The organism is Shinella zoogloeoides (assembly GCF_003574625.1).
Lineage (GTDB): Bacteria > Pseudomonadota > Alphaproteobacteria > Rhizobiales > Rhizobiaceae > Shinella > Shinella zoogloeoides_A.
This window is the reverse complement of the sequence record NZ_QNUJ01000008.1, coordinates 65,716-81,627: the sequence shown is the minus strand read 5'-3', so window position 1 is coordinate 81,627 and position 15,912 is coordinate 65,716. Positions and strand designations below refer to the sequence as shown.

18 protein-coding genes are annotated in these 15,912 nt (G+C 60.2%); 4 read left to right on the top strand and 14 right to left on the bottom strand.

What is annotated here, in order from left to right; genetic code table 11:
- Positions 1-192: 192 nt before the first annotated feature.
- From DSD28_RS16830 to DSD28_RS16805, 6 genes are all read right to left on the bottom strand, one after another.
- Positions 193-399: a hypothetical protein gene (locus tag DSD28_RS16830; RefSeq protein WP_162911436.1), complete on the bottom strand. Its 207-nt coding sequence runs from the start codon at positions 397-399 to the stop codon at positions 193-195.
- Position 400: 1 nt separating this feature from the next.
- A complete protein-coding gene (locus DSD28_RS16825; RefSeq protein ID WP_162911435.1) occupies positions 401-1,507 on the bottom strand; it encodes a discoidin domain-containing protein in 1,107 nt (368 codons plus the stop codon).
- A 94-nt stretch (positions 1,508-1,601) separates the two neighbouring features.
- Complete coding sequence (locus DSD28_RS16820; RefSeq protein ID WP_119257585.1) at positions 1,602-2,726, bottom strand: branched-chain amino acid ABC transporter substrate-binding protein; 1,125 nt, start codon at positions 2,724-2,726, stop codon at positions 1,602-1,604.
- A gap of 58 nt (positions 2,727-2,784) precedes the next feature.
- Complete coding sequence (locus DSD28_RS16815) at positions 2,785-4,143, bottom strand: aspartate aminotransferase family protein (RefSeq protein WP_119257584.1); 1,359 nt, start codon at positions 4,141-4,143, stop codon at positions 2,785-2,787.
- Positions 4,140-4,448 carry an EthD family reductase gene (locus DSD28_RS16810; protein WP_119257583.1) on the bottom strand — a complete coding sequence of 103 codons (309 nt, stop codon included), beginning with the start codon at positions 4,446-4,448 and terminating at the stop codon, positions 4,140-4,142. Before DSD28_RS16810 ends, DSD28_RS16815 begins: the two co-directional genes overlap by 4 nt.
- 3 nt (positions 4,449-4,451) lie before the next feature.
- Positions 4,452-5,000, bottom strand: a complete 549-nt coding sequence (locus DSD28_RS16805) for an amino acid synthesis family protein (RefSeq protein WP_119257582.1) — start codon at positions 4,998-5,000, stop codon at positions 4,452-4,454.
- A gap of 116 nt (positions 5,001-5,116) precedes the next feature.
- Between DSD28_RS16805 and DSD28_RS16800 the strand changes: the two genes are divergently transcribed.
- On the top strand, positions 5,117-5,971 hold the full coding sequence (locus DSD28_RS16800; RefSeq protein WP_119257581.1) for a LysR substrate-binding domain-containing protein: 855 nt from the start codon (positions 5,117-5,119) through the stop codon (positions 5,969-5,971).
- A gap of 356 nt (positions 5,972-6,327) precedes the next feature.
- Here DSD28_RS16800 and DSD28_RS16795 read toward each other — a convergent pair whose 3' ends face one another.
- The 4 genes from DSD28_RS16795 to DSD28_RS16785 all read right to left on the bottom strand — a co-directional run bounded on the left by DSD28_RS16795 (position 6,328) and on the right by DSD28_RS16785 (position 8,989).
- Positions 6,328-6,543 (bottom strand): hypothetical protein, encoded by a 216-nt coding sequence (locus DSD28_RS16795; protein WP_119257580.1) that lies wholly within the window; start codon positions 6,541-6,543, stop codon positions 6,328-6,330.
- Between the two features lie 62 nt (positions 6,544-6,605).
- Entirely contained in the window at positions 6,606-6,947 is a 342-nt protein-coding gene (locus DSD28_RS16790; protein ID WP_119257579.1) for a helix-turn-helix domain-containing protein, read from the bottom strand.
- A 32-nt stretch (positions 6,948-6,979) separates the two neighbouring features.
- Positions 6,980-7,288, bottom strand: coding sequence for a hypothetical protein (locus DSD28_RS25960; RefSeq protein WP_162911434.1), 309 nt, complete (start codon positions 7,286-7,288; stop codon positions 6,980-6,982).
- A 207-nt stretch (positions 7,289-7,495) separates the two neighbouring features.
- Positions 7,496-8,989, bottom strand: coding sequence for a hypothetical protein (locus tag DSD28_RS16785; protein ID WP_162911433.1), 1,494 nt, complete (start codon positions 8,987-8,989; stop codon positions 7,496-7,498).
- A gap of 680 nt (positions 8,990-9,669) precedes the next feature.
- On the opposite strand from DSD28_RS16785, the gene DSD28_RS16780 reads away from it, so the two are divergent.
- Together DSD28_RS16780 and DSD28_RS16775 are read left to right on the top strand one after the other, a co-directional pair.
- Positions 9,670-9,852: a hypothetical protein gene (locus tag DSD28_RS16780; protein WP_119257577.1), complete on the top strand. Its 183-nt coding sequence runs from the start codon at positions 9,670-9,672 to the stop codon at positions 9,850-9,852.
- A gap of 199 nt (positions 9,853-10,051) precedes the next feature.
- Positions 10,052-11,218: a pyridoxal phosphate-dependent aminotransferase gene (locus DSD28_RS16775; RefSeq protein WP_119257576.1), complete on the top strand. Its 1,167-nt coding sequence runs from the start codon at positions 10,052-10,054 to the stop codon at positions 11,216-11,218.
- On the opposite strand, the gene DSD28_RS16770 is transcribed toward DSD28_RS16775, so the two are convergent.
- Positions 11,219-11,752 carry an AAA family ATPase gene (locus tag DSD28_RS16770; RefSeq protein ID WP_119257575.1) on the bottom strand — a complete coding sequence of 178 codons (534 nt, stop codon included), beginning with the start codon at positions 11,750-11,752 and terminating at the stop codon, positions 11,219-11,221.
- Positions 11,753-11,856: 104 nt separating this feature from the next.
- Between DSD28_RS16770 and galE the strand changes: the two genes are divergently transcribed.
- Complete coding sequence (galE, locus tag DSD28_RS16765; RefSeq protein WP_119257574.1) at positions 11,857-12,849, top strand: UDP-glucose 4-epimerase GalE; 993 nt, start codon at positions 11,857-11,859, stop codon at positions 12,847-12,849.
- A 15-nt stretch (positions 12,850-12,864) separates the two neighbouring features.
- On the opposite strand, the gene DSD28_RS16760 is transcribed toward galE, so the two are convergent.
- The 3 genes from DSD28_RS16760 to DSD28_RS16750 all read right to left on the bottom strand — a co-directional run bounded on the left by DSD28_RS16760 (position 12,865) and on the right by DSD28_RS16750 (position 15,894).
- Entirely contained in the window at positions 12,865-13,164 is a 300-nt protein-coding gene (locus DSD28_RS16760; RefSeq protein WP_119257573.1) for a chorismate mutase family protein, read from the bottom strand.
- 320 nt (positions 13,165-13,484) lie between these two features.
- Positions 13,485-14,489, bottom strand: a complete 1,005-nt coding sequence (gene cydB, locus DSD28_RS16755) for a cytochrome d ubiquinol oxidase subunit II (protein ID WP_119257572.1) — start codon at positions 14,487-14,489, stop codon at positions 13,485-13,487.
- Positions 14,479-15,894: a cytochrome ubiquinol oxidase subunit I gene (locus tag DSD28_RS16750; protein WP_119257571.1), complete on the bottom strand. Its 1,416-nt coding sequence runs from the start codon at positions 15,892-15,894 to the stop codon at positions 14,479-14,481. The genes cydB and DSD28_RS16750 overlap by 11 nt, the downstream gene beginning before the upstream one ends.
- Between the last annotated feature and the right edge of the window lie 18 nt (positions 15,895-15,912).

Below are 15,912 nucleotides of genomic sequence, written 5' to 3'. Positions count from 1 at the left end.
CACGGAACAATACAAGAACGAAATTCTGCAATTGGTCTGTGGATTACTCGTTTCGCGGGGAGGCGACACACCACAGCATGCGCCATAATGCTTGGGTAGTTCGGAGGAAGCGGGTGCGTTGACACCGCAGCATTTCCCGCTCCCCCGACTACTGGCGCTATGCCCGCGGGAGATGAGAGCGCTGGAACGCTCTCATCTTTCCCACGCCGTCATTGTGCGACACGTTTGCTTGTAAGGCAAAAGCGAAAGTGGATTTTCCAACTTTTTGTTGAATGCCTCCGCTTCTGCGCCTTGCGCCTTTTTCATTTTCTCTTGCATGTGCGCCATCGCCTCTTCGGCGGTGACGCGGATCACAGCGCATTCAGCGCGCACGACATTTCCAAAAATTCGAGGTGCCATTTTAACTCCACTGCATAACGACGCCAGAAACGGCAACGTTCTTGTTGTTCAGGGTTTTTACGCGCCATTTCATTGACGTGCCGGAAGGTTGGGAGGAGAGATTCACATCGTTGTCCTCGTAAAGAGCGATGCCGCTGAGGCTGCTGGCCAAGGCGAGCGCGGCGGTTGTCCAAGTAGCGCCGTCATCGCGTGACACTTCTGCGGTGACGTCGGTATTGATGGCGATGGCGTCAGTTGGCACGATCTGCAAAACGATTCGCGCGACTGGCGGCACCATTGGCGTCGGATAGGCAGTGGAAACCAAGCTCATGTTGAGCGCTGAATCGACATTCAACTGGATGTTTCGCATTGACGCAAAAGTGTTGTCGGAGGCGGTAAAGACTATACGGTAGTAAAGATAAGATCCGGGGGTAGCGATCTTATACAATGTCCCTCCGGCGTTTGGATTGGGAGACTGCCCGGTTCTCGTATCAACGACGGTCCAACTGCTGTTATCATTGGACCCGGAGATCTCCCATGCGGTTGGCCGCGCTGACGTCGCTGCGCGCCAACGTAAGCGGTACGACGTCAGCCGACGCGCCGTCGAAAAAGTCGAATACCAAGTCGCAGGAAGGGCGACGTTCCCCGAGTGCCAATGCGTGTCGGTGCTGTCGTCATCCGCCGCCCTCCAGGCCTCCTGCCCAGCCCCATAGACCGTCGAGGCGGAAACCGTTACCCCGACGCCAGTGTTGGACGTCAGGGGCGGAGAGATCTGGCTGGATTCCACTGCTACGGGCACATACCAATCATTCGCAGCATCGTAGGACTGGTTTGTCGAGCCACCAACATTCACGCCACTTTCGTCATCGAAAGCATCCGCGACGCCGCCAACCATCCCGAGACGTGAACCCTTAAGGTCAGCTATCTCCAGCGCGAAGATAGCTTCGTTCTTGCTGCTGCCGCCTGCCGAAAAGCGGGCGTCGTCACCAGCAGCGACCGTTCCCGCCGTGGTCCCGACGTTGAGGGCCGCTGCGCCGCCAAGCGAGGGCTTGCCGGAAAGGTCAGCGTAGGCCCCACTGAACGGCGCGCCTCCATCTTTCAACACCTTGCCGGTTGCTCCATCGAACACGGCAATATGCCCGTCGGTCGCCCCAGCCGGGCCAACCACGTCGCCCGTTACGTAAACCCTCGACCGTCACGTTGCAGGTTCGAGGAGCCCGCCTTCATTCGACTTCGTTGTTAGCGTAGTCGATTTTGCCCGTCGCATCGGGCTTCCACTCATAGACGACGTAACGCGGGTCCTTCATGTCGCCTTTCTCGTCGTAGCTGATCTTGCCCGCCACCGTGTCAAACTCTTTGCCGGAGTGCATGACCTCTGCCATCTTCTGGCTGTCGGTGGAGCCAGCGGCTTCTGCGGCCTGCTTCATGATCTGCACCGCCGCATAAGCGTAAAGCGTATAGGATTCGGGGTTGAAACCGGCGGCGAGGAATTTGTCGACGATCGGCTTGTTTTCCGGGATCTTCCGGGGATCGGCGGTAAAGGTCATCAGCGTTCCCGCCGATCCCGGCCCTGCGATGCTCGCGAATTCATTGGACACTATGCCGTCGCCGGAAACCAGGACCGTATCCAGGCTCTGGTCTCTCATCTGGCGGATGATGAGCCCCGCTTCCGGATACATGCCGCCGAAATATACGACATCGGCTTTCGCTTCCTTCAGCTTCGACACCAAGGCGGTATAATCTTTCTCTCCGGGACTGATACCCTCGAAGAAGGTTTCCTTCACACCTGCGCCGTTCAGTGCCTTCTGTGTCTCCTGCGCCACCCCTTGCCCGTACGCCGTCTTGTCGTGGACGATGGCTACCGTTTTGCCGGCAAGATGTTTTGCGATGAAGTCGCCTGCCACCGAGCCTTGTTGATCATCGCGTCCGCAGGTTCGGAAGGTGTTCCACATGCCGCGGTCCGTATAGGTCGGTGACGTAGATCCGGGCGTGATCTGAAGAATATTGTTTTCATGATAAACTTCCGATGCCGGGATCGAAACACCGGAGTTGATATGGCCAACGACCCAATTGACGCCCTCGGCGACAAATCGGTTGGCAACGGAAACGCCTTGTCGTGGGTCGGAAACGTCATCGCCGACGACGATTTCGATTTTCTCACCGAGGATGCCGCCTTCGGCGTTGATATCGGCGACTGCCTGCTCGGCACCGCGTTTGAGCTGCGCGCCGAGCGAGGCATTCGGCCCTGTCAGCGGTCCCGCGAGGCCGAGTTTGATTTCCGCCAGACTCGGGTTGGAAAAACCGACGACAGTGGCAAGCAGCAATCCAATTCCGTATGCGTACTTCATGTTGTTCCCCTGTTGTTAGTGAGTGGCAATTTTTCGGGCGCAGGTCCGTGGTCGGCGTTTAGATACCTCTCACGGCTTCGGTCACGATGTCGGCGAGCCGGTCCACTTCTCCTTCTGCGATAGTGAACGGAGGACCGAGATAGATTGTGTCACCCCGCCCACGGGTGATGAGGCCGGCCTCCCTGCAAGCCGCCAACGCGCGCGGTCCCGCGTTCTCTTTGGCGTCGAAGGGGGTGCCGGCACTGCGATCTTGAACGAGATCAATGGCCAAGACCAAACCCAGACCGCGGATCTCGCCGACGTGGAGGCTATCCGAGAGTTGTGTTTCAAGACGAGATTTAAGGCGAGCGCCGAGAGCTCCCGCCCGTTCGACAAGATGCTCCTTTTCAAGCACATTGATCGTTGCGAGGGCCACCGCGCAGGCGACTGGGTGTCCGCTGTAAGTGTAGCAGTGCATCCACGGCGCATTTTTTACGTTACCGAACGCCTCAGAAATCCGATCAGACACGCCGACCCCGCCGAGTGGGACGTACCCGCTGGTAATCCCCTTTGCGAATTGCACGATGTCCGGCTGCACGCCCCAATGCTCCAGCGCGAACATTTTGCCGGTCCGCCCGAAGCCGGTAATGACTTCATCGGTAGCCAGAAGAATGTTGTGTCGATCGCAGATTTCCCTCACCCGCTTGAAATAGCCGTCTGGAACGACATAGGCCCCGCCCCCCATGACGGGCTCGATAATGAAAAGGGCAACCGTTTCCGGGTCTTGCTCCAGGAGAGCGTTTTCCAGATCCGCAGCGGCGAGAGCCGCGACTTCATCTTCGGACTGCGCCGTGGCTCTATGGCGATGATGCAGCGGGATGTGGACGAAGCCAGGCATACGGGGCTCGAAGGCTGCCCAATAGGACGGCATTCCGGTCGCACACATGGCACCGAGCGTGGTGCCGTGGTATCCGCCGGTCATGCTGATGATCTTCACCTTGTTCGGCTTGCCGACGGCCTTCCAGTAGGAGCGCGCCACTTTGATCGTCGTATCGGTGGATTCGCCACCGCCTGATGTGAAGAAGAAGTGGTTGATCGAGGGATACGTGATCTCCGCGAGCTTTTCGCCGAGTTCCGTCGCGCGCGGATTGGTGTTTCCCGAATAGCCCGAGCAGTAAGCCAATGTCGACAATTGCCGAGTGGCAGCGTCGATCAGCTCCTTACGGCCATGACCGAGCGTCACGTTCCACAAGCCGGACATTGCGTCGATGTATCGGCGACCGTCACCGTCGTACAGATCGGTGCCATCCCCCTTGACCCATGCGTTACCGGAAAGGTGGGATTCCGGATTATGTAGCGCATGCAGAAGATGCCGATTATCCCGCTCAAGCAGGCTTCGGTTCGTTTCCTGATAATTCTGAAGCACAGGCTGGTTCATGGCGTCATCTCCTTGATCACATGCTCCGAAACGGGGAGGCGTATCCGCTCAGCGACCATTGAGAGCGTGTCGGCGGCGACGGCCTTGCCATGGTCCGAGGCGTAGGCTTGCTGGAGCGCTTCTTCGGAGTCGAACCAGAGTTCCGATATCCCGTCGTACGGGCCGTCCTTCACCAGATTGAACACGACCCGGCGAACTTTCGGGAGGTCTCGCGCGAGCGGGGCATGTCGGTTAAGCCACCAATCGGCGAACTCTTCCGCACTAACTCCCTCTTTTCGCTTGAGAAGAATTGCGGCTTTGAACATCCGTCATACCCCCTTGATGCGCTTCAGGGGGCGGCCGTTGACGCCGAAGGCGAGCGCGACGACAACCTCGTCGGACCGGGGCGCATCCGGGATGCTGATTTCGATGCCGTCCATGTCGTCGAAAACCCAGATGTCGTCGCGGTTCACGAGTGGCATGGTGATCGCAGCGCCTGGCCCACCAACTTTCTTGGTCGATGGGATGATGGCTTTGCCGCCACCGATTGCCGATCTGACCGGCGCCCCAAATTTCGGATGGATAAGCGCTGCCGCATGCTCGATTTCCCCATCGACGCCCACGATCGCGCCTTTTCCATAAGCGCTGATTTCTCCCGCGAGGGAGCCAAGGGCCTCTTGCGCGCGCTTGGTCAGGATGTCCGCGACCTCAGCGCCCAGGTCATAAAGACCGGAAAGGTCGTCGACGTATTGCCCAGCGAATGGGTTCTTGACCACGGCTGCGACTGCAACCTTGACTGCCTTGGGATTTACCCTCTTACCCATGTCTTCCAACGTCTCTTCGATCGAGACGGAGATTTTACGGATTTCTGCAATCATAGGCTGTCTTTCCCTCCCTCATGTGCGTTGACAGGAGCTCAGTTAAGCAGCTAGGTTTTCTCGCGGAAAACTAAATTATCTCAGTTTAGCTTTCGGTTTTCCAAAGCTTGTTGGCGATGAAAACAATTGACCTCGACCTACTTCAGACGATCGTAGCCTTTGCCGATTCCGGCACCTGCAAGGGAGCAGCAAAGCTCATTTTTCGCAGCGAATCCGCAGTCAGCATCAAATTGAAGAAGCTTGAGGAGGACTTAGGTGCCAACCTGTTCGTCCGTTCAGGTCGAAAAATCGAACTTAACGAACGCGGCCGTGACCTCGTCTCCGATGCGAGACGAATACTTAAAATTTCCGGCGAACTTATCGAGCGCGCAACATCCCGTGAGCTTACGGGGACTGTCAGACTTGGGGTACCTGATGACTATATAGCGCTTCTTCCAGGCTTTCTCAGTCGCTTCTCAAACGAGTTCCCAAGCGTTAGCCTATACTTACATTGCGCGCCCACGGTTGAACTCAAACCCATGCTAACGCGCGGGGAGCTTGATCTATCGATCCTCTCATCTGAGACGGATACGAAAGACGGAATGGTATTGCAGACGCAGCCTGTGTTCTGGGTGACCTCCGAGCATTCAAACGTCCATTTTCACAAGCAGGTTCCTCTGGCACTTTTCCCAGAAGGCTGCATCTTCAGAAAATGGGCGATAAATGCGCTCGCGTCAGTTGGTCGCGAATACAAGATTGCTTATATGAGCGCTCATATATCCGCTCTTCAAGCTGTCGTTCAGGCCGGCCTTGCTGTTTCTCCGCTTGTTCGATCTGACATACTACCCGGCACAAGACTTTTGGGACCTGACGACGGCTTTCCCGCGCTCTCGAACGTGACAGTCATGGTTTGTATATCCCCAACGCTCGATGGGCAGCGTCAGAATGCACTTGCGCTTGGTCTCAGGGACATAATGTTGACGGCCGTATAAGAATTTTCTGCTGCACCTTAATCAAACGGCGGAGAAGCCATGATAGATTTAGTATAATTTATCAAAAATTGAATTATTTCTCCCGCTTCATTAGAATATTTTCCTTTTTATTTTCACGCCGAAACACAGCTTCTCTGTGTGAAAGCGGCCCAGATGATGCGATTGAACAAGAGAAGACGCCGATATGGGCACTTTTCTACCGTAGCCGGCTCGGCTGCTCCCCAACTCAAACTGGACAAGTAGCCCACATAAGCCGAGCGGCAGTTTTAAGGAGGCCGTGCAAGCCGGGTGAGTGGCGAAACGACTGCGCAAAGCGGCCACTGCCTAGAATTGGCATGGCCACCTTGGGTAGACTGTCATGCTATCGCCAAGAGACCTCTCGCTTCTTTTTCGCCTGGTGATCCTTTCAGCCATTGCCGCGGTGCGCGCGGCTTATGCGACTTTACCAGTTCGGGATATTTCTTCGGATCGCGGACTGCATCGCGCAAACTTTCGCCCGCTTCTTTCGCGTCGATCTTCAATTCGGCGCACAACGCTTTGAGAGTGATGATTTCGGGGGCTTTCTCGATCATGATCGTCTCCTTCGGTTCAGGACGATCCATCTAATAAGAGAACACGAGCTCGGTTGTCAGGATTAATCCCGCGACTGGTTAGTCGTGAGATCAAGAATTCCGAAGAGGAGCGTCTTGTCGCGCTCGTTCAGAAGTTTGCTCTTAAGGGTTACAGCCGCGATGAACGGATCATCATGGCGCGGCGCTATGGGGGATAAATCAAAAAAGTCAGCAACCGAACAGTCAAGCCGCTCAGCTAAGAGCGCAAGTGTCCGAATACTCGGCAATGTCCTACCACGCTCGAAATTCGATACGGTCTCGACAGATTTCAAAGCAAGAGCAGCAAGCTCCGCCTGGGTGAGACCGGCCGCTTCCCGTATGCCTCTTAGCCGTCGCCCCACCACAATTGCTACATCGTCCACCATTCCGGTATATTGATGTGAACTTCCGCGAATGTTTATCGATGTAAAGTTCCTGTTAGTTGACCAGATGCAATATTCCGGGTGCAAAGTCGGCTGTAGTTCTCAGGCAGTTCGAACAAAGTATCGTTCGCGGTGATGCCGAACGTTGCCGTCGAAAGGTCATCGATCATGGCGTCCATTTCTGGAGACAGCGCGCCACGGTTCGGGGTGTAGATGCAAAGCTTATCTTCAATTCCCTGAAAACCGGGCAGGTCGAGCACGCGGATAGGAGGCAATGCTGTGTTCGCAGCATTCGGCTTGGTTTCACCTGTCAGCTTGTACCACTCTTCATGACGCTTCTTCATCGGTCCAAAATCTCCGACTCAGTTCATTGTGCAACGTACATAGCACATGATTAGGAACAAATCATAAACAAGCGGGAAATCCCCAAGTGTCACGGACAGTTGTGAATTGTGGGGGTGCGCGTAATTTTTACTTGCCGCTTGAAGGAGGAGACGTGGTCGCCTGCGAAGCGGGCTGAGGCGGGTCGAATTCCGCGAGGCGACGGTTATCTACTCCGCAGAACGCAACTGTTCAAAACGTTGCCCTTCTGCGAAAAGCCATGTGATGTAGGCTTGGCCTTCGTCCATCTCGACTTCGACGGCTTCGGCATACTCGAAGGCAAGCGTCGGGATGATGTCTTCAAACGAACACCTGTGCAGCTTAGCGAGCCATTTGGCACGACCCAGCTTGGCACGGGCATCCCGCTCGTGTTCGTGGTAGTCGGTGACGGCCACAACCAATTCGCGGTTGTTCTCAGCGGCCTCCTTCGCCAACTCCTCGTCCACCTCGTGCCGCTGGTAAGGCGTCACGCTGACGATCGCCGCGTTGATGTCCTGTACGGTGAGGGACCACGAACTTAGCCCCGTAAGCTTGCTGGCCTGAGTTTGAACCTCCCGGCAGTCTTGGCAGACGAGCACCGGGGCATGGCTTCCGATGACCATATGCGCAATGGCCTCAGCCCCACGCCAATAGAGCGCGCTCGGGTCTTCCTCGGCGATCCAGTCGTACAGGATATGGATTCTCGCCGTCCATTTCCCGGAGTTGCTGGATTTGCGGCATATTTCCCGCTTTGATCGCTGGCAGCATCCGCATTTCCAGTCGTCGCCGACCTTCGGCCAATGCTTCTGTTCCCTATTCTGGATATTGACCCGCGCGTACTCTTCATCGGTAGGCGGTTTGCCCTGAATGATCACCTTACGCTTGGCCGACTTACCTATCGCGTCTCTGGAGACGGATCGTTCGATCAACCTCCAGCCGAAGCTATTCCCGTGACCCGGTGTGGCGCGGGAAAACTGTTCCCAGAGGAGTGAAGTTTCATCCATCCAGAAATTCACCCGCACCGGTGCAATCTCGCGCCGGTTCTTTCCGTTTGCGAAACGCTTCGCCATGCGCTCCGTGAAGTCGAGTCGATCTTCGAAATCCGGCTTCACGCGTGTCCAAATCTCGCGAGCCTTGTCCACGTCGATCCCATGAACGTGGTTGTCCGTGACATTGATGAAGGCCGCTATTTCCTTCGGCGAGAACGTGAAGTTCTCATCGACCTCCTTACCGATGAGCGTCTTCGCCCTGTTGTCCGCCAGATTGCAATCAATGCAGACGGGCGTCCGTTCGAACCGCTCGACAAACTGGAGCAAGGCGGTCTTTGCCTTCGACCGTTGAACGGCGAATTCCTTGTCTTCAGTGAGTGGGTTCAATTCCTCGAACAGCTTCCCCGCCCAATCGGCGAGGTGATCGTGATGCACTTCAAGCTCGCATAGGAGCACCCCGGCCGAATTGAGCCGCGCAATCTGCGGCTTCGTGCGCTTGCAGCATGGACATGACCAACCGTGCCAAGTCGCCGCCCATGCTCGGTTCAGACTCAGACGTTCGGTCTTAAACCGGCGCAGTAGAGCCTTCGTATGATTGCTCCATTTACCGTCGCGCATGAAGGCGAATTCGGCCAATTCTTCATCGGACATCGCCTCTACATCTGGAATGGTAACTGTTGCTGATCGCGCGGCCAACTGAAGTCTCTCCTCTACCTCCCAAACATCTTCGCAGGATTCGAGGTTTAGCCAAAGGCCCCACCACCACACTCGTGACAGGTCCGCGAGGAATGATGCTAATGAACGACGGCCGCCACGAGCCGACTGTCCATTCACGGCCCCAATGCAGTCACTCTTGAACGTGCCTTCCGCGAGCGACCTCGTTCACCAAGCTAACTATTCGCTTGCCCAGCTATGGGTAACTTATGGGAGTCAAAATCGTTGATCTTGACTGCGTGACGCTGAAATCGGATGATGCGGATCGGCAGCTCTGGATATAAGGCGCTCAACATCTTGTTGAAACCAATCGGCACAAGACGAGCCAAGTTGTCATAGTTCCCAGTCCTGTTGAAAATCCGCGTGTCGGTGGTTCAAATCCGCCTCCGGGCACCATCTCTTCCCTCAAGAAGCCACAAAGTCTCCTGATCTTTTGCCTGCGATTCCATCGCCGTTTCGGCGTGATCGCACGCTTTTCCGACCCGTCCTCCGCGGCTTACAGCACCATCTCGTTTCAGGGGATTCTCACGCAAGGTAAAACTGATAAGCTAGGCGAATCAGAGTGAAAGACCATTCGAGTGACAGTGAGCGTGACATTTCGTGAGCCGGGCGTCGTGGGAGCCGGCGTTTCCTTGCAGAGCAATCCGGAAAAGGATGCGACAATGCGGAAGTCCGAATCGTCAGAGCCTGCCTTCCTTCCCGCAATCGACATCGCGGCCACCCGTGAAAGGGACATGCAGAACATCGTGCATGCGCTTTCCGCGCTGGCCGAGGTCGCCCAGAGCCTCAAGGACGTTCCCCTTCGCCGCCCGCGGGCGGAAGACCTGATGGGGCTTGACGGCTGAGCGAGGGGCGAGTGTCTTCCCATCACCGAATTCGATGCATCCGTCAGCGAAACTCGCGTGAACGGCCGCGGAAAAACCGCTAGAGCATTTGCAGCCGAGGCGGGATCGCTTCGGCATCGGACAATGCGGTTGAAACACAAAGCTCCGGATCCTGGGCACCTCGCCGTTCCGGGCGAAGGCGGGATTGCGGAGTGACGCCATGACCATCGTCGAAAGCCTCAGCCCCCGCTCGCTCCGTGCGCCGGAGAGCGGGATCGTCGAAGTCGTCAACTATGCGCGCGGGCGCGAGGGGCTGATCCCGCTGTGGGTCGGCGAAGGGGACCTGCCGACGCCGGAATTCATCGCGCGCGCTGCTTCCGATGCGCTGCTGCGGGGCGAGACCTTCTACACCTGGCAGCGGGGGATTCCGGAACTTCGGGCGGCGCTGTCGCGCTACTATGCGCGGCGCTTCGGCGCGATGTTGCCGGACGAGCATTTCTACGTGGTCGGCTCGGGCATGCAGGCGATCAAGCTTGCCATCGAGGCACTCGTCTCGCCGGGCGACGACATGGTCTACCTGACGCCGGCATGGCCGAATTTTGCCGCGGCGGCGGAGCTTTCCGGCGCCAACACCATCGCCGTGCCGCTCGATTTTACCGGCGGGCGCTGGCAGCTCGACCTTGGCCGCGTCGAGGCCGCGATCACGCCGAAGACGCGCGTGCTCTTCGTCAATACGCCGTCGAACCCGACCGGCTGGACGGCGACGCGCGAGGACCTTGCCAGCCTCCTCGCCATCGCCCGGCGGCACGATCTGTGGATCATGGCCGACGAGATCTATGCGCTCTATCACTATGCCGGCGGCCGGGCGCCCTCCTTTCTCGACGTGATGGAGGACGGCGACCGGGTGATCTTCGTCAATTCCTTCTCGAAGAACTGGTCGATGACCGGCTGGCGCGTCGGCTGGATCGTCGCCCCTCCGGAAATCGGCCAGGTTCTGGAAAACCTCATCCAGTATTCCACCTCCGGCGTGCCGCAGTTCCTGCAGCAGGGCGCCGTCGTGGCGCTCGACGAGGGCGATGCCTTCGTGCAGGCGAATATCGACAAGGCGGCGCGGAACCGCGACATCTTCTGCGACGCGCTGATCACCACCAACCGGGTGGAAACGTTGAAGCCGGACGGCGCGCTCTATGCCTTCCTGAAGATCGACGGCGTGACGGATTCGCGCCTTGCCGCGCTCGACATCGTCGACCGCACCAATGTCGGCCTTGCGCCGGGCACGGCCTTCGGTCCCGGCGGCGAGTTCTTCATGCGGGCCTGCTTCCTTCGGGATAGCGGCCAGGTCGCGGAAGCGGCCGAGCGGCTTGCCCGCTACATCGCCGCGCGCTGATCATTCCGCCAGACAAGCGAGCAGGAAATCGGCGCGCTCGATGACCGGCGCCTTCGGCAGGTTCACCGTCTCGTAGCCGAGCGCGGGATAGGCCCTTTCGAGACGGGCATATTCGGCGAGCGCGGCGTCGAAGCCGTGGCGGCGCTCCGCATCGCCGGCATAGATCTCCGGCCAGGGTGGGGTGAGGAAGACCTTGCGGTTGTAGCGATGTGCCGCGGCAAGCGCCGCCAGGACCGGCTCGCCGCCGGACGCTTCCAGCGCGGATGCGGCATCCACCAGCCCGCGATCGAAGAAGACGAGGCCGGGATGACCGGCCATGCGCTGCCGGTCGGCGAGCGCCAACTCCACCGCGCGGCGGGCAAAAGCGGCAAGGTCGAGCCAGGGCAGCGCGCTGCCGCCGGCGGCCAGTTCCTCCTGCACGATGCGGCGGCCGGGCTCCTCGACAACGGCATGGCCGCGCCGGGCGAGCTCTTCCAGCAGGGTGGACTTTCCGCCGCCGGAGCAGCCGGACAGCACGATGAAGCGATCGGACATATTCTTACCTTTCTCGGACGGGAAAAGGGCCGGGCGCAATTGCGGTTGCGTCCCATGGGCAGGCGGGTTGATATGCCTGCTATTCTTGCGATTCGGAGGTTTGCATGGCGGTTCTGGTAACGGGTGGGGCGGGCTATATCGGCAGCCACATGGTCTGGGCGCTGGTCGATGCCGGCGAGGACGTCGTGGTGCTCGACCGGCTCTCCACCGGGTTCCGCTGGGCGCTGGCGCCGGAAGCCCGGTTCTACGAGGGCGACATCGCCGATGCCGCGCTGCTGGCGCAGATATTCGCGGAAAACCGCATCGATGCGATCATCCACTTCGCCGGCTCGATCGTGGTGCCGGAATCGGTCGCCGATCCCCTCTCCTATTACGAGAACAACACGGTCAAGTCACGCGCGCTGATCGCCGCGGCCGTCGCGGCGAAGGTGCCGCATTTCGTCTTCTCCTCCACCGCCGCCGTCTACGGCACGCCGGACGGCACCGAGCCGGTGTCGGAGACCGCCGCGCTCCGGCCGGAATCGCCCTACGGCTCCTCCAAGCTGATGACCGAGATCATGCTGCGCGATACCGCCGCCGCGCATGACTTCACCTATACGGCGCTACGCTACTTCAACGTGGCGGGAGCCGATCCGCGCGGGCGTACCGGCCAGTCGACCAAAGGCGCGACCCATCTCATCAAGGTCGCCTGCGAGGCCGCGCTCGGCAAGCGCACGGGCATGGAGGTCTACGGCACGGACTATCCGACGCCGGACGGCACCTGCATCCGCGACTATATCCACGTCTCCGACCTTGCCAATGCCCATCTGAAGGCGCTGCAGCGCATGCGGGCGGGCGGCGGGTCGATCGTCGCCAATTGCGGTTATGGCCGCGGCTTCTCGGTGCTGGAGGTGCTGGAGAAGGTCAGGGCCGCGTCCGGCAAGGACTTCCCGGTGCGGTTCGCCGAACGGCGGCCGGGCGACGCGGTGCTCGTCGTCGCCGATCCGGCGGTCGCCATGAAGGAGCTCGGCTGGATGCCCGAGCATGACGACCTTTCCTTCATCGTGCGCACCGCGCTCGACTGGGAGGACCATCTCGGCCGGCGCAACCAGATCTAGCTCTTCCGCTCCCGATCAGGGTTCGCCGAGTTCCGCTTTCTCGTAGGCGATGGCGTGCTGGATGAGCTGCGCCCAGATCTCCTCATAGAAACCGCCTTCGAGACCGTGCGCCTCGGCATTGCGGTGGGCGTTGTCGCGCACCTGCCTCACGCGCTCCGGCACGTCGGCGGGAATGCCGAGGCCCGCCTTGATCTCGGCGGCGCGGCGGATGAAGGTCCAGCGTTCGGCGAAGAGCGCCATCAGCCCGTTGTCGACCCGGTCGATATTCTCCCGGATTTCCGCCATCGTCGTGCAGTCTGCCGCAGTCTTCGCCATTCCGGTCTCCTGTTTTGCGGACCCGGATAGCAGAGGAATGGTGTGGGGAAAAGGCGGCTGCGTGTCGCAAGGCCACATGCAGGCCCGGGGGTGGGCAAAAGGAGGGTGCGGTCCTGTCTTTCGCCTGCGGGCCTGCATGCTGGCCGAGGCGGAACCTAGGCAAGAAAGCTGGCGCGAGGCTGGACGCCCTCACGTAAGGTGATGTCAGGCCCCGAGCGCCAATTTGATGGCGAACCCGACGAGGCTGACGGCGAGCACGCCGCCCGCCCACAGGCCGGCGAACCACAGCAGTTTCGTGACCGTCGAGCGCTCCTGCCCCATCAGTGATAACCCTCTTCCGGGTCGACCTTGCCGCGGAAGACCCAGTAGGCATAGGCGGTGTAGCCGAGGATCATCGGCACGAGCACGACCGCGCCGACGATGAGGAAGGCAAGGCTCTCCTCCGGCGCGGCGGCCTCCCAGATCGTCAGCGAGGCCGGCACGATATAGGGATAGAAGCTGATGCCGATGCCGGCAAAGCCGAGCACGAAAAGGCCGAGCGCGGCGATGAACGGCCGCGAATCGTGCTCGGTTTTTAGCCCATGGATCAGCATCGCGAAGCAGCCGAGCACGAGCAGCGGCACCAGCAGACTGAAGACGATGGTCGGCCAGCCGAACCAGCGCTCGAAATAGAGCGGCTCCAGGAAGGGCGTCCAGAGACTGAAGACGCCCATGGCGGCGAGCGTGCCGATGCCGGCGCGCAAGGCGTAGCGGCGCGCGCGGGCGGCAAGTTCGCCGGTGGTCTTCATCACCAGCCAGGTGGCGCCGAGCAGGCCATAGCCGACGAGCAGGGCGATGCCGGTCGCGACGGAAAAGGGCGTCAGCCAGTCCCACCAGCCGCCGGCATAGGCGCGGCCCGTGACGGGAATGCCCTGCACCAGCGCGCCGAGCGCCACGCCCTGCATGAAGGCGGCCACCATGGAGCCGCCGGCAAAGGCGATGTCCCAGAGAAACTCGCCGCGCTTCGTGCGCCAGCGGTATTCGAAGGCGACGCCGCGGAAGATGAGGCCGAGCAGCATGAGGATGAGCGGCATGTAGAGCGCCGGCAGGATGGTCGCATAGGCAAGCGGGAAGACGGCCATCAGCCCGCCGCCGCCCAGCACCAGCCAGGTCTCGTTGCCGTCCCAGACCGGCGCGACGGAATTCATCATCACGTCGCGGTCGTGCTTTTGCTTGAAGAAGGGGAAGAGGATGCCGACGCCGAGGTCGAAACCGTCGAGGATGACATAGGCGAGCACCGCGAAGGCGATGATGGCCGCCCAGAGGAAGGGAAGGTCAAGCACCATGGCGATGGCTCCCGGCTTTGCTGGAGACGGCGGCGGCAGGCGTGATGCCGGCCGTGCGGATGGGGCCTTCTTCCTCGGGCAGGGGATCGCGCGGCAGGCGGCCCATCAGGCGCAGGATGTAGAAGGTGCCCGCGCCGAAGACGAGGAAATAGACGATGATGAAGGCGATCAGCGAGGTCGCGACGGCCGGCGCGTCGACGGGCGCGACGGAATCGGCCGTCAGCAGGTGGCCGTAGACCGTGTAGGGCTGGCGGCCGACCTCCGTCGTCACCCAGCCGGCGAGCACGGCGAGGAAGCCGGCAGGCCCCATCAGCACGGCGGCGCGATGCAGCCAGCGGTTCTCGCCGAGGGTGCCGCGCCAGCGACACCAGAGCGACCACAGGCCGAGGCCGAGCATGGCGAAGCCGATGGCGACCATGACGCGGAAGGACCAGAAGACGACCGCGACGGGCGGCTGCAGGTCGCGCGGCACCGTATCGAGACCCGCCAGCGGCGCATTCAGGTCGTGCTTGAGGATGAGGCTCGACAGCTTAGGAATCTCGATAGCGTAGTCGACGCGCTGTTCGGCCGCATTCGGCAGGCCGAAGAGGATGAGCGGCGCGCCGTCCGGATGGCTCTGGAAGTGGCCTTCCATCGCCATGACCTTGGCGGGCTGGTGCTCCAGCGTGTTAAGGCCGTGCATGTCGCCGGCAAATATCTGGATGGGCGCGACCAGCGCCGCCATCCACATCGCCATCGAGAACATCTTCCCCGCCCGCTTCGGCGCGTCGCCGCGCAGGAGATGGAGGGCGCCGACGCCGCCGACCACGAAGGCCGTGGTGAGGTAGGCGGCCAGCACCATATGCACGAGCCGGTAGGGGAAGGACGGGTTGAAGATCACCGCCCACCAGTCGGTGGGCACGAACTGGCCCGCCGCGTTGACGGAGAAGCCGGCGGGCGTCTGCATCCAGGAATTGGCCGCGAGAATCCAGGTCGCCGAAATCAGCGTGCCGAGGGCGACCATGAGCGTGGCGAAGAAATGCAGCTTCGGGCCGACGCGGTTGAGGCCGAACAGCATGACGCCGAGGAAGCCCGCCTCGAGGAAGAAGGCAGTCAGCACCTCGTAGCCCATCAGCGGCCCGATGACCGGGCCCGCCTTGTCGGCGAAGACGCTCCAGTTGGTGCCGAACTGGTAGGACATGACGATGCCCGACACGACGCCCATGCCGAAGGTAAGCGCGAAGATCGTCTTCCAGAAATTGAAGAGCGCGAAATAGACTTCGTCCTTCGTCCAGAGCCAGAGGCCCTCCAGCACGGCGAGATAGCTCGCAAGGCCGATCGAGAAGGCGGGAAAGACGATGTGAAAGGAGATCGTGAAGGCGAATTGCAGCCGGGCGAGCAGCGTTGCATCCAGCGTTTCGAACATTCGACCCATCCTTTCCGA